This window comes from Williamsia sterculiae, assembly GCF_900156495.1.
GTDB classification, from domain to species: Bacteria; Actinomycetota; Actinomycetes; order Mycobacteriales; family Mycobacteriaceae; genus Williamsia_B; species Williamsia_B sterculiae.
Genome location: NZ_FTNT01000004.1, coordinates 246,412 through 260,233 on the forward strand (window position 1 = coordinate 246,412; position 13,822 = coordinate 260,233).

Annotated in this window: 12 protein-coding genes; 10 read left to right on the forward strand and 2 right to left on the reverse strand. The window is 68.5% G+C overall.

Translation table 11 applies throughout. From position 1 onward, the window contains the following. Positions 1–156: 156 nt before the first annotated feature. Positions 157–1,455, forward strand: a complete 1,299-nt coding sequence (locus tag BW971_RS09105) for a hypothetical protein (RefSeq protein WP_407701208.1) — start codon at positions 157–159, stop codon at positions 1,453–1,455. A gap of 25 nt (positions 1,456–1,480) precedes the next feature. On the opposite strand, the gene BW971_RS09110 is transcribed toward BW971_RS09105, so the two are convergent. Then, positions 1,481–2,107 (reverse strand): TetR/AcrR family transcriptional regulator, encoded by a 627-nt coding sequence (locus tag BW971_RS09110; RefSeq protein WP_407701206.1) that lies wholly within the window; start codon positions 2,105–2,107, stop codon positions 1,481–1,483. A 179-nt stretch (positions 2,108–2,286) separates the two neighbouring features. Here BW971_RS09110 and BW971_RS09115 point away from each other — a divergent pair, with 179 nt between their 5' ends. The 5 genes from BW971_RS09115 to BW971_RS09135 all read left to right on the forward strand — a co-directional run bounded on the left by BW971_RS09115 (position 2,287) and on the right by BW971_RS09135 (position 9,285). Next, positions 2,287–3,864: an MFS transporter gene (locus BW971_RS09115; RefSeq protein ID WP_076478712.1), complete on the forward strand. Its 1,578-nt coding sequence runs from the start codon at positions 2,287–2,289 to the stop codon at positions 3,862–3,864. Between the two features lie 45 nt (positions 3,865–3,909). After that, positions 3,910–4,470: a nitroreductase family protein gene (locus BW971_RS09120; protein ID WP_076478714.1), complete on the forward strand. Its 561-nt coding sequence runs from the start codon at positions 3,910–3,912 to the stop codon at positions 4,468–4,470. Beyond that, positions 4,467–6,116 carry an FUSC family protein gene (locus BW971_RS09125; protein ID WP_076478925.1) on the forward strand — a complete coding sequence of 550 codons (1,650 nt, stop codon included), beginning with the start codon at positions 4,467–4,469 and terminating at the stop codon, positions 6,114–6,116. The genes BW971_RS09120 and BW971_RS09125 overlap by 4 nt, the downstream gene beginning before the upstream one ends. A gap of 156 nt (positions 6,117–6,272) precedes the next feature. After that, positions 6,273–8,129, forward strand: coding sequence for a 2-isopropylmalate synthase (leuA, locus tag BW971_RS09130; protein WP_076478716.1), 1,857 nt, complete (start codon positions 6,273–6,275; stop codon positions 8,127–8,129). 136 nt (positions 8,130–8,265) lie between these two features. Beyond that, positions 8,266–9,285: an LLM class flavin-dependent oxidoreductase gene (locus BW971_RS09135; protein WP_076478718.1), complete on the forward strand. Its 1,020-nt coding sequence runs from the start codon at positions 8,266–8,268 to the stop codon at positions 9,283–9,285. Here the strand turns inward: BW971_RS09135 and BW971_RS09140 are convergent. Beyond that, positions 9,236–10,189, reverse strand: coding sequence for a LysR family transcriptional regulator (locus tag BW971_RS09140; protein ID WP_076478721.1), 954 nt, complete (start codon positions 10,187–10,189; stop codon positions 9,236–9,238). The two genes, BW971_RS09135 and BW971_RS09140, sit on opposite strands and share 50 nt — an antisense overlap. A 92-nt stretch (positions 10,190–10,281) precedes the next feature. On the opposite strand from BW971_RS09140, the gene BW971_RS09145 reads away from it, so the two are divergent. From BW971_RS09145 to BW971_RS09160, 4 genes are read left to right on the forward strand one after another with little or no spacing between them, the layout of a single operon-like run. Then, positions 10,282–11,286: an EamA family transporter gene (locus BW971_RS09145; RefSeq protein ID WP_083709559.1), complete on the forward strand. Its 1,005-nt coding sequence runs from the start codon at positions 10,282–10,284 to the stop codon at positions 11,284–11,286. Then, positions 11,189–12,490 (forward strand): Mur ligase family protein, encoded by a 1,302-nt coding sequence (locus BW971_RS09150; protein WP_076478722.1) that lies wholly within the window; start codon positions 11,189–11,191, stop codon positions 12,488–12,490. The genes BW971_RS09145 and BW971_RS09150 overlap by 98 nt, the downstream gene beginning before the upstream one ends. After that, positions 12,487–13,215 carry a type 1 glutamine amidotransferase gene (locus BW971_RS09155; protein WP_076478724.1) on the forward strand — a complete coding sequence of 243 codons (729 nt, stop codon included), beginning with the start codon at positions 12,487–12,489 and terminating at the stop codon, positions 13,213–13,215. Before BW971_RS09150 ends, BW971_RS09155 begins: the two co-directional genes overlap by 4 nt. Positions 13,216–13,259: 44 nt before the next feature. Next, entirely contained in the window at positions 13,260–13,688 is a 429-nt protein-coding gene (locus tag BW971_RS09160; protein ID WP_076478726.1) for a VOC family protein, read from the forward strand. The last annotated feature ends 134 nt before the right edge of the window (positions 13,689–13,822 follow it).

The window sequence follows — 13,822 nt, forward strand, 5'->3', positions numbered from 1 at the left end:
GCAGATCGCGATCCACTTTACCGGGAGCGGGGTGCGGGACCCCGGGTCGGGGACGGAGCCCCGCGGTGGCCGGTGTTCAGCACATACCATTTTCCTGTGTCGAGCCGTACGGATGCGGAGTCCCCCGCGCAGCATGATCCGTTGCTGGTCGAGTCGCTGCGTGCGGCCCGATCGGACTCCTGGACCGATTCCGTGGCGGGTCTGCTGTATCGACGTCGCGACTGGGTGGAACCGATCGCCTGGTTCCTCGTGGTCCGATTGATCGGGATCCTGGTGCTGGAGCGGTTCGCGCAGTTGCGTGGGACCACCCTGGGTGACGCCCTGTCGGCGTGGGACGGCAAATGGATGCTCGCCATCGCGCAGTACGGCTACGACAACGTGCCGTTCACCCAGACCGACGCCCGCGGGCTGCACGACGCCGACACCGCCTACGCGTTCTTCCCCGGTTATCCCATGCTGGTGGGTGCGGTGGCCAGACTGCCCGGGTTCGGTCCACTGGGAGCCGCGCTGACGGTGAACGTGGTGGTCGGGTCGCTGGCCGCGGTCGGCGTCGCCCGTCTGGGCGCGCTGTGCGCACGACGGATGTCGGCGCCGGACGCCGCGGGTGGTTGGTTCACCAGCAACCTGCGGCTGCCCACCCGGGTCGCGGTCTGGCTGGATGCCGAGGACGGTGCACGCCGTGCCGATGCGGGCCCCTGCGATCCCCACCGCGCGGGACTGATGCTGGTGGTGTTGTTCGCCGCCAGTCCGATGGGTGTGGTGCTGTCGATGGCGTACACCGAAGCCCTGTTCTGCGCGCTCGCGGCGTGGGCGCTGGTCGGTGTGCTCCGGAGACAATGGCTGCTGGCCGGGGTGTGCGCACTGTTGTGCGGGCTGACCCGGCCCACCGCGGTGGTGCTGATCGCCGTGGTGATGATCTGGGCACTGATGGCCGCACTCCGCGGGAGTCGGAACGGTCGCGCGCGCGCCTGGGGTGCGGTGATACTGAGTCCGCTGGGTTATCTGGCCTATCTCGCGGTGGTGTGGGTGCACACCGGGAGCCCCACCGGGTGGTTCCGCATCCAGACCGAGGGCTGGGGTACCGAGATCGACTACGGTCGCGCGACCTTCGACTTCATCAACACCTCGCTGGTCGGCGAATCCCAGGTCGCGCCGATGGCGACCACATGGATCCTGCTGGCCACCTTTGCGCTCATCGTGGTGGCCGCCTGGCAGCGACTCCCCGCGCCGGTGTTGCTCTACGGCACGCTCGTGGTGGTCTCCATCGCCGCCTCGAGCGGTCTGATGATGAGCCGCGGTCGGCTGCTGCTGCCCGCGTTCGTGCTGTTGGTTCCACTGGCCATCGGGTTGGCGCGGATGCGACTCTCGGCCGCGGTCGCCCTGCTGGCGGTCGCGGTGATCGGTAGTTCCTGGTTCGGCGCGCACATGCTGACGGTCTACCCGCACGCCATCTGAGCGACCGCATGGCAGATCGCGGGTGTCAGCCGCCGAGTGCGACGAACCCCGCGCACAGGTAGTCCACTCCCCGGTCGAGGCGGGTGCGTGGGTCGGTGAGGCCGGGTTCTCGGCCACGTCCGGCCAGGGCCTGCAGATGTACCGGTGGCGGACTCGACGGGTTGCCGTCCAGCAGGTCGGCCAGACCCCCCGCGTCGTCGGTGTCCGACCGGGTCTGCAGCAACTCGTCGCTGACCGCGGCCAGCGCGACCCCTTGCACGTGGATCCAGACCGCCAGGGCCATCTCGGTGGCCACTGCGACGTCCTCGGTGAGCTCGGCGAAACCGGCGACCAGCCAGTCCAGGCAGGTGAGAGTCACCTCACCCATGCTGTGCCGAGGGGAGGCGTAGGCGAGGACGATCCACGGATGACGCTGATAGATCTCCCAGTCGATGTCGACGGCGACACGCACTCGCTCACGCCACGGTGGCGAGGTGTCCAGCGGGTACGGGAACCGCTCGCCGATCTCGTCGGACATCGCGATCAGCAGGGCGTCCTTGTCGGCGACGTGCCGGTAGAGCGACATCGTCCCCACACCGAGTCGATCAGCCAGCCGGCGCATCGACAACGCCCCGATGCCCTCGGCATCGGCCAGGTCGATCCCCGCCGCCACGATGTCGTGCCGGTGCAGTTTCGGTGGCTGTTGTCGTGCAGTGGTGATGGCGGGTCCTCCCCCGGGAACAAATTCTTTGCGTACAGCGTACTCATAGGCATACCTTGGGGTTGCGTACGTCGTACGCAGCCCGGTCGCGCGCCTCGTCCGACCGGGCGTCACGTGAGGAGGAGCACGCCGTGAGCATCGTCGACCAGTCCGGGCAGCGAACGTCGGTGGGGGCACATCCACCGACCGTGCGCCATCCCTGGTTGGGTTTGGCGATCCTGACGCTGCCCGTGTTCCTCATCTCGATGGACATGTCGGTGCTCTACCTGGCCACCCCGACGCTGGCCGAGCAGCTGCGACCGACCGCCACCGAGCAGTTGTGGATCCTCGACATCTACGGATTCCTGATCGCCGGTCTGCTCATCACCATGGGCAATCTCGGCGACCGGATCGGGCGCCGACGGGTTCTGCTCGTCGGTTCGATGGTGTTCGGTGCGGGCTCGGTGATCGCGGCGTTCGCTCCCGACCCCGCGGTGCTGATCGCGGCTCGCGCCCTGATGGGTGTGGGTGGTGCCACCTTGATGCCCGCGACCCTGTCGCTGATCACCAACATGTTCCCCGACACCCGGATCCGATCTCGGGCTATCGGTGTGTGGACCGCCGCCTTCGCGGGCGGGTCGGCCATCGGTCCGGTGGTCGGCGGGGTGTTGCTGCACCATTTCTGGTGGGGTTCGGTGTTCCTCATCAACGTGCCGGTGCTGGTGGTCTTCCTGGCCTTCGCGCCGTTCCTGGTGCCCGAGTACCGGTCGGGTTCGGGTGACCCGTTCGACGTGGCGGGCATCGTGTTGTCGCTGGCCGCGATCCTGCCCATCGTCTACGCGATCAAACATCTGGCGGCGGAGGGTGTGGATGCGACCGGTGTGGTCATCGGCCTGTTCGGGGTGGCGATGCTGATCGCCTTCGTCGTGCAGCAACGACGCGCCCGGTTCCCCCTGGTCGACCTGACCCTGTTCGGCAACGCCGGCTTCACCGTCGCGGTCTTGGTGGCCCTGCTCGGCATGTTGTCGCTGTCGGCGATGTTCTATCTGACCGGCATCTATCTGCAGACCGTGTTGGACCAGGACGTGCTGGCCGCGGCACTCGCCGGGATCCCCGCGGCCATCACCGTGGCGGCGTTCTCCGTGGGTGCGAGCCGCCTGGTGGCCGCACTCGGGGTGCGGTGGACCTTCGTGTTCGCCCTGGTCGCCGCGGCGGTGGGGAACGCAGGACTCATCGGACTCGGTGTCTCACAAGGGTTGTGGCTGTACATGATCTCCACCAGCATTGCCGGTGTCGGCTACGGCGTCATGTTCAGCGTGGTGTCCGAGGTCGCGGTGGCGGCGGTGCCCGTACATCGGTCCGGTGCCGCAGCGGGTATCTCCGAGACCTGTTTCGAACTCGGTAGTGCGCTGGGTCTGGCGGTCCTCGGATCGCTGGCCACCCTGGTGTTCACCCGCGAATCCGACGGCCGGTTCGGCGACACCCTCGCCGACACCCTCGACCACGCGGCCACCCTGCCCGGCACGCAGGGTGCGGAGCTCGCCGCGGCCGCCCGCGCGGCATTCGTCGACGGGCTGCACGTGACGTCGATCGTCAACGTGGTGACGCTGCTGTTGATCGTCGTCGGCGTGTACTTCGGGTTGCGGGTCCGTCGTCCGCGTGCGCTTCGCGCCCTGAACCGGGCCGCCGATCCGATGCCGGAGCTGAAGTACCGCTCCCGGCATCAGTGAGCGACCACCGGGCGACGACAGGGGTGGCCTCACTAGGCTCGCCGTGTGCATGAACTGATCGCCGCCCGCCGCAGCGCCCGCGGTTACGACGCGACCGCCGAGATCACCGACGACCAGCTCGACGCCATCCTCGAGGCCGGTCGGTGGGCACCCACCTGGGGCGCCGAGCAACCGGTGCGCTTCATCGTCGGCCGGCGCGGTGACACCACCTTCGACGGGTTGGTCGCCACGATGCGCCGCGGCAACCTGCGGTGGGCGCCCGCGTCGGCGGCGTTGGTCCTGATCTGCACCCGCACACTGCCCGACGAGCACCGCGCCGACACCTACGCCGCCGTGGATGTCGGACTGGCCACGGCGCAGATGATCCTGCAGGCCGTCGCCGAGGGGTTCAACGGCCATCCGATGGCCGGCTTCACACCCCAGCAGGCGGTCGAGACCTTCGCCATCCCGGTGAGCGAACGACCGCTGGTGCTGTTGGCGATCGGTCGCCTGGCCGATCCGGCCACCGTCGACCCCGAGGTCGCCGAACGCGACGATCGCGAGCGAACCCGGCTGCCGTTGCGCGAGGTCGCCTTCGCCGACCGGTGGGGCACGCCGTACCGGTGACTCCCACACCCGACGCCGCCGACACGCCGCCCTCGCGGCCGTCGCTGGCCAAGACCTTCTTCGCCCTGCCGCCCATCGGATCGCGCTGGCCCGCGGCCACCCGGGCAGGTGCTGCGTTCCTGCTCCCGGCGTTGGTGCTGCTCGCACTCGACTTCGGCAGCAGCGCCCCGTTGGCCTCGTTGGGCGCGTTCGCCGTGCTCTACGGGGAGGACCGGCCGTACCGGATCCGCTGGCGGGTGATCCTGCTGGCCGGAGTCCTGTTGGTGATGGGGGTGTCGGTCATGGGGGCCCTGACCCGGGTCACCGTGCACGTCACCCACGGTGATCTCGTCGTCTACTCGGCACTGTTGGTCATCTCCGTGATCACGGTGTTCTCGGTGAACGCTTTGCGTACCGGACCACCGGCCGCGCTGTTCTTCGTCCTCAGTTCGGCGGTCGCATCGGTGGCAGTCCGACACGGCGTCTCGCTCGGGGTGCTGGTGGTCGCGACCTGCGCGGGGGCTGTCGGTGCCCTGGTGTGCGGGATGGCTCCCGCCCTGTTCGACCGCGACCGGCCGCAGACCACGGCGGTGCGTGCCGCGATCGTGGCGGTCGACGACTACCGGACGAACAGCAGACCCGGGGTCTCGGCGCTGCGGCAGGGAGCTGCGGGCAAGATCCTGCAGGCCTGGTCGACGCTGTACGACGCAGCCCAGACCGAGTCGGGCCGATCGGCGGATGCGAACCGATCGACCCTCGGTGACCAGCTGTGGGAAGCACATATGAGGCTGCACGACGGGCGACACGGCTTCAGCTCACCACCGCTGCCCCGCCCGACGCCGTCAGAACGCCTGCGCGAGGCGCTCACCCCGGCGAGCCACGCCGGCGTCACCGCGTTGCGGACGGCTGTCGCTGCGACGGCCGGGATGCTGATCTCCGTCGCTCTGGGTCTCGGACGACCGGACTGGGCGATCGTCTCGGTGGTCCTGGTGCTGCAACTGGGCCCCGACCGCATCCGCGGTGCGTTGCGCGGCGGGCACCGGCTGGCGGGAACCGTGGTCGGGCTGGGACTGCTGTGGCTGCTGCACTACGTGGTCGGCGACGAACTGATCCTGGTCGTCGTCCTCGCCCTGCTCAACTTCCTCATCGAGTTGACCGTGGTCGCGAACTACGGTCTCGCGGTCACCTTCATCACACCGCTGGCCCTGCTGATCGGTACCCCGATCGGTGACAGCCTCGCCGAACCCATCGTCGACCGGCTGGCCGAGACCGTCATCGGTGTCGTGTTGGCGGTGGGTTCGGTGTGGGTGATCGCGCCGCGGGCGCACCGTCGCACCACCGTGTTCACGTTGGGGCGGGTGCTCGGCGAGATCTCCGGGCTGGTCGCAGCCCTGGCGGTGACACCACCGTCGCAACTGCTGAGGGCCCGGCGTGATCTGCAATGGGATCTCATCGAGGCCGAGTCGGTGGCGGCGACCAGCGCCGTCGACGACCCGGCGTGGGCAGCCGAACACTGGGGTACCCACGTGGACGTGTGCACTCTCGGCTACGACACCCTGCAGCGCTGCTGGCAAACCGCGCCCGATCACCGCGTGGACGACGTCGAGCTGTCCGACCTGCGCCACCGCACCGAGAGTCTGCGCGCCCGGCTCAGGCCCAGGAGATAGCAATTTGTGGTCGCCGACAGCACGCGAGTACAGTTTTCCGCATGCAGCGCGCGCTCCTTCTCGGATGCCGCGGCGGGGTCTGATCCAGACCGGCTTCCCGTCGCGGGGCCCCGACACGCGCCGGTCACTCCTCACCATCACCGGAGACGACCCATCATGGCAGCAGCAGACACTTTCACCTCGGGCGTATCGCGCATCGTCGAGCCGAGCGGCCCCATACCCGCCGGCCAGCCCGCCTGGAATCCGCAGCGCGATTCGCCGATGCCCACCCACCGTTATCGACAGTTCGCCGACGAGGTCGAGAAGATCTCGATTCCCGACCGCACCTGGCCCGATGTGGTCATCGACCGGGCGCCGCTGTGGTGCGCGGTGGATCTGCGTGACGGCAACCAGGCGCTGATCGACCCGATGAGTCCGGCCCGCAAGCGTCGTATGTTCGACCTGCTGGTGCGGATGGGGTACAAGGAGATCGAGGTCGGGTTCCCCTCGGCCAGTCAGACCGATTACGACTTCGTCCGAGAGATCATCGAGGACAACGCGATTCCCGATGACGTCACCATCCAGGTGCTCACCCAGTGCCGTGACGAGTTGATCGAGCGGACCTTCGACGCATGCCGCGGCGCGGCGAACGTGATCGTGCATTTCTACAACTCCACCTCGGTGCTGCAGCGTCGAGTGGTGTTCCGCGCCGACCGCGACGCGATCAAGAAGATCGCCACCGACGCCGCCCACAAGGTGCGCGCCGAACAACAGAAGTACCCGGACACCAACTGGCGGTACGAGTACTCGCCGGAGTCCTACACCGGCACCGAGTTGTCCTTCGCGGTCGAGGTCTGCGACGCGGTCACCGAGATCATCGCACCCACCCCGCAGGCGCCGATCATCCTGAATCTGCCTGCGACGGTGGAGATGACCACACCCAACGTCTACGCCGACTCCATCGAGTGGATGAGCCGCAATCTCGCCCGGCGGGAGTCGGTGATCCTCAGCCTGCACCCCCACAACGATCGTGGAACCGCGGTTGCCGCAGCCGAACTGGGTTTCCAGGCGGGTGCGGACCGCATCGAGGGTTGCCTGTTCGGCAACGGTGAGCGCACCGGCAACGTCTGCCTGGTGACCCTCGGGATGAATCTGTTCAGCCGTGGGGTGGACCCACAGATCAGCTTCTCCGACATCGACGAGATCCGTCGCACGGTGGAGTACTGCAACCAGTTGGGCGTTCCCGAGCGCCACCCCTACGGCGGCGACCTGGTCTACACCGCGTTCTCCGGCAGCCACCAGGACGCGATCAACAAGGGTCTCGACCAGATGAAGATCGACGCCGACGACGCCGATTCCGACATCGACGACATCGTGTGGCAGGTGCCGTATCTGCCCATCGACCCGAAGGACGTGGGCCGCAACTACGAGGCCGTCATCCGCGTCAACAGTCAGTCGGGCAAGGGCGGTGTCGCCTACATCATGAAGGCCGACCACGGGCTGTCGCTGCCGCGGCGCCTGCAGATCGAGTTCAGCCGCGAGGTACAGAAGGTCACCGACGGTGAAGGTGGCGAGGTCTCGCCCAAAGCGATGTGGGACATCTTCGCCGACGAATACCTGCAGCCGATCTCCCCACTGGAACGCATGCGGCAGCGGGTCGACGCGGCCGAGGTGGACGGCGGTGAGGACAGCATCACCGCCGTGGTGAAGGTGAACGGGGTCGAACGCGAGATCTCCGGTCACGGCAACGGACCCCTCGACGCGTTCACCGATGCGTTGGGCACGGTCGGGTACGACGTGCGGGTGCTCGATTACAGCGAACACGCACTCACCGCGGGCGGTGACGCCAGCGCCGCCTCGTATGTGGAGGCGGATGTGAACGGTGAGACGGTGTGGGGTGTCGGCATCGCCACCTCGATCACCACCGCGTCGCTACGGGCGGTGGTCTCCGCGATCAACCGCGCCCACCGCAATGCGGCCGCACTCTCCGCGGAGCCCGACGCCGAGCCTGCTCCGCGTACCTGGGCCCCCTGATCCACGACACCTGCGACGGCCCGCTCGACACCACCCCGTCGAGCGGGCCGTCGTTCGCGTCGAGTGGGCCGTTGTCCGCGTTCGCCGGGCCGAACATCGCGGGAACAAAACGGACCACAGTCCGGTTGAGCCGTGCATGAAGAACATCGGCTTCCTGTCGTTCGGGCACTGGTCGTCGTCTCCGGGGTCGCAGACCCGGACCGCGGCCGACACGCTGCTCCAATCCATCGACCTCGCCGTGGCCGCCGAGGAACTCGGCGCCGACGGCGCCTACTTCCGCGTGCACCACTTCGCCCGACAACTCGGTTCGCCGTTCCCACTGCTGTCGGCGGTCGGGGCCAAGACCAACCGGATCGAGATCGGCACCGGCGTCATCGACATGCGTTACGAGAACCCCATGTACATGGCCGAGGATGCCGGCGCCGCGGACCTGATCGCGGGTGGACGCCTCCAACTCGGGCTGAGCCGGGGATCACCCGAGCAGGTCATCGACGGGTACCGGCATTTCGGTTATGCACCCGCCGAGGGTGAGTCCGACGCCGACATGGCGCGCAGGCACACCGACGTGTTCCTCCAGGTCGTCGAGGGCACGCAGTTCGCCCAGCCGAACCCCGCCCCGATGTTCCCCAATCCACCGGGACTGCTCCGCGTGGAGCCGTACTCCGCCGGCCTGCGGGATCGCATCTGGTGGGGTGCGGGCAGTCGAGCGACCGCGGAATGGACCGCGCAGCAGGGGATGAACCTGATGTCGTCGACGCTGCTCACCGAGGACACCGGCATCCCGTTCCACAAGTTGCAGGCCGAGCAGATCCAGCGGTTCCGCGACGCCTGGGCAACGGCCGGTCACGCGCGCGAGCCGCGGGTGTCGGTGAGCCGCAGCATCTTCGCAATCACCGACGACCGTGACCGTGCCTATTTCGGTCGCGGCGGTCAGGAATCCGACCAGGTCGGCATCATCGACGGCACCACCGCACGGTTCGGGCGCTCCTACGCCGACGAGCCGGACAAGCTGATCGAACAGCTCCGTGAGGACCAGGCCATCGCCGACGCCGACACCCTGCTGCTCACCGTGCCCAATCAGCTCGGAGTGGAGTACAACGCGCACGTCATCGAGTCGATCCTGACCCACGTGGCGCCCGCGCTGGGTTGGCGCTGACCGGTCCGGTCCCCTCGACCGCCGCGTCGGCCGCCCTCCGCAACGCTCGCACACCTCGCTCGACCAACGGGCGACCGCGTGTGTCCGGGCGGGTCAACACCTCGACGACCCGCGCGGCACGCACCCCGTCGAGGGTCAGCCGGGTGACGCCGGGGTGGCCGACGCAGTGGCGCGGTAGCAGGGCGATCCCCTGGTCGGCGGCGACCAGCGCCTGGATCACCGCGAAGTCGACGATCCGCTGGGTGACCCGCGGCACCACACCGGTGGCCGCTGCCACCGAGAGGAGCACGTCGTCGACGGGAAAGCCTTCGGGAACACTGATCCACGACGAGTCGGCCAGGTCGTGGGGGCGTACCGACGGCCGTTGCGCCAGCGCGCCACCTCTCGGAACCACCACATCGATCGGCTCCCGCATCAGCTCGACCCTCCGCACCCGCGGATCGGTCACCGGAGGCATCCGTTCGTCGCGGTGGGTGACCACCAGGTCGTGATCGACGAGCGCACGCGGGGCGTCACCGTAGGCGACGTCCAGGTCCGCGATCATCACCTCGATCCCGTCATCGGAGAGCGACCGCACCGCCGTCGGTGCCAGCAGGGCCGCACCCGACGGAAACGACGCGATGCGCAGAGCGCCCGCCCGACCGCCCCGGTAGGCACGCATCTCCTCGGTGGCCCGGTCCACCGCCGCGACCACGTCGTCGGCACGCAACACCAGCGCCCGTCCCGCCGGAGTGAGCCGCAGACCCCTGCCGACGGGTTCGAGCAGTTCGATGCCTGCCTCCGCGGCCAACAACTTGAGCTGCTGAGAGACCGCCGACGGTGTCATGTGCAGGGCCACGGCCACGGTGCCCACGGACCCGCGGTCGGCGAACTCGCGCAGGATGCGCAGGCGTTTCACGTCCACCGGGGCAACCTTGCCACATTTCAGTCCTTCTTAACAGACAATGCATAACAATTCGATTGTTCTGCACTGACTCCCCGGCCCAGGATGGGTTCATGACCACCAGAGATCGATTCCTGGGTGTCGGTGTGGCCGTGTTGTGGGGACTGAACTTCATCGCGATCCACCTCGGCCTCGACCACTTCCCACCGTTCTTCTTCGGCGCCCTGCGGTTCACCCTGATGGCCGTCCCGGTGGTGTTGTTCGTCCCGCGACCCGACGTCGCCTGGCGATGGCTACTGCTCTACGGCACGGGGTTCGGCATCCTGCAGTTCACCTTCCTGTTCTGGGCGATGGATGCGGGGATGCCCACCGGTCTGGCCTCGTTGGTGCTGCAATCGTCGGCGCCGTTCACCGTCATCCTCGGGGTGTTGCTGCTCGGCGAACGGATGTCACGTGCCCAGGTGGTGGGTATCTCCGTCGCCGTGGTGGGGATGACGGCCATCGCCGTCGATCGTGACCTGCACGGTTCGGGGGCGGCCCTGATCCCGGTCCTGCTGACATTGGCCGCGGGTCTCGGCTGGGCGTTCGGGAATCTCGGCAGCCGGATGGCACGACCCGACAACCCGCTGCGACTGACCCTGTGGATGTCCGTCGTCCCGCCGATCCCGATGTTCGCACTCAGCCTGGCCGTCGAGGGCCCGAGCGCGGGAATACGCAGCCTGACCACCCTGGGCGGCCACGGCGGGCTACTCGCGCTGGCCGGGCTGGCCTATGTGGTGGTGCTGGCGACGGTCGTCGGGTCGGGGATCTGGACGCACCTAATGGCCCGGTGTCCGGCCAGCCGGGTCGCACCCTTCTCGCTGTTGGTGCCCGTGGTCGGCATCTCCGCGTCGTGGCTGCTGCTCGGGGAGCGGCCGACGGTGGTGGAACTCGTCGGTGCCGTGGTGGTGATCACGGGGTGCCTGGTCGGTGCGCTCGGCGGCTCCGCCTCCCGAGGGCGGGTGTGCGAGACTCGCACCCATGTCCAACCCGCCGACGCGCGTCTCGACGAGGTCACTGCCCACCCGGACCCAGGTGGCGCTGGCCGCGGCGCGGGCCGCTCGCTGGGCGTCCCGTAAATCCGGTCGCGGCAAGGGCTCGATGATCGGGGGGCTCATCGCGGCGCGGATCGACCCGTCGATCATGCAGCGCTTGGCGGCCGGTAAGCGCACCGCCCTGATCACCGGGACCAACGGCAAATCGACCACCACCCGGATGGTCGCCGCCGCACTGGCCGGGGTCGGCGAGGTGGTCACCCAGGCCGACGGCGCGAACATGGATGCGGGCATCATCGCCGCCCTCACCCAGGAGCAGCACGCCGCCGTCGCCGCACTCGAGGTGGACGAACTGCACGTCCCACACGTCGCCGACTTCACCGAACCCGAAGTGCTCGTGCTGCTGAACCTCTCGCGAGACCAGCTGGACAGGGTCGGCGAGATCAACTCCATCGAGCGGAAGTTACGCGCCGGCATCGAACGCCACCCGGAGATGACCGTGATCGCCAATTGTGACGACGTCCTGGTGGCATCGGCCGCCTACGACGCCGCGCAGGTGATCTGGGTGGCCGCAGGCGGTGGCTGGGCCAACGACTCCGTCAGTTGTCCGCGCTCGGGTGAGCCCATCGTCCGTGACGGGATCGACTGGTACAGCAGCGGAACCGACTTCCGACGGCCGACGCCGGACTGGTGGTTCGATGACAAGGGCATCCACGGACCGGACGGTTTTCACGCCGAGTTGTCGCTGCAGCTGCCCGGTAACGCCAACCGCGGCAACGCGACCCAGGCGGTCGCGGCGGCTGTGGCCATGGGTGCCGACCCCGACACCGCGGTCACCGCTGTGTCCGCGGTCGGTGAGGTGGCGGGACGGTACGGCATCCGCCAGGTCGGAAGTCATTCCGTTCGCATGCTGCTGGCCAAGAACCCCGCCGGCTGGCAGGAGGCGATGTCGATGATCGACCAGGACGCCGACGGTCTGGTCATCGCGGTGAACGGCCAGGTTCCCGACGGTGAGGACCTCTCCTGGCTGTGGGACGTTCGCTTCGAGGCGTTCGAGACGATGCAGGTGGTCGCGGCAGGCGAACGTGCCGCCGACCTCGGGGTCCGGTTGCTGTACGCGGGCGCCGAGCACACCACCATCGATGATCCGATGCGCGCCATCGCCTCCTGCCCGCCCGGACGGGTGGAGGTGCTGGCCAACTACACCGCTTTCCGCGACCTCGGGGTCGCGATCGACCGGGCGGCACGACACGGACGGATCCCCGCCGACGGGCAGGAGCGACGATGAGCGACACCACCTCGACCGTGCGCATCGGACTGGTCCTGCCCGACGTGATGGGCACCTACGGCGACGGCGGCAACGCGCTCGTGTTGCGGCAGCGGGCCCGGATGCGGGGCATCGATGCCCAGATCCAGCAGATCACCCTCGACGACCCGGTACCGGAGTCGTTGGACGTGTACACACTCGGTGGTGCCGAGGACTACGCCCAGCGCCTGGCCACTCGGCATCTCACCCGCCACCCGGGTCTGCAGCGCGCCGCCGAACGCGGTGCACCCGTGCTCGCCATCTGTGCGGCGATCCAGGTCCTCGGACACTGGTACGAGACGTCGGCGGGTGAGCGGGTGGACGGGATCTCCCTCCTCGACCTCACCACGCGGCCGCAGGAGATCCGCAGCATCGGCGAACTGGCCACCACCCCGCTCATCGATGAACTCGACGCGCCGCTCCTGGGTTTCGAGAACCATCGCGGTGGCAGCACCCTGGGCCCGGCAGCCCGGCCGCTGGGTCGGGTCGACCACGGGGTGGGCAACGGGGCAGGCGAGAAGATCGAGGGAGCGGTGCAGGGTTCGGTGATCGGGACCTACCTGCACGGTCCGGCACTAGCCCGGAATCCGCAGCTCGCCGACCTGCTGTTACGGCGCGCCCTGGGTGTCGAGAGCCTCCCGCCCCTGGACCTCGACGAGGTGAACCGGTTGCGCACCGAACGTCTCGCCGCGGCCCGACGCGGATGACGAGACGTTCGACGGGTGGCATGCCCATGAGTAGCGTCGGAGACATGGCACTCGTCGACAGCACCGGATTCGCACACGTACGCCTCACCGTGACCGACATCGGACGGTCCAAACAGTTCTACGACGACTTGTTCGGTTGGCCGATCGCGGTGGATGCCTCGGACCACGCGGACGAGCCCGGAGTGCGGGAGTCGCAGGAGAAGTTCTACGGCGGTGTGGTCTACCAGACCCCACAGGGCACACTGTTCGGGCTACGCCCGGTCGGCTCCACCCGATTCGACTCGGCGCAGACCGGACTCGATCACGTCAGCTTCGCGCTCGCGTCACGGGCCGAGCTGGACGACGCCGTGGTCGCGCTGGACGAACGCGGCATCGAGCACGGTGAGATCACCGACCTCGGCGACAACGGCTTCATCCTCTCGGTGCAGGACCCCGACGACATCAACATCGAGTTCACCGCGCCCCCGCGATGACCGCCATCGGCCTGCCCGGCGATCGGTAGGCCGCCGACCGCGGCGAGCCGCGCCCGCTACACGACCCTCCTGGGCCACGATACGATCGACAATCCTGCCGCTCGGTGGTGACGGTCAGAGGTCGAGGCGAAGGA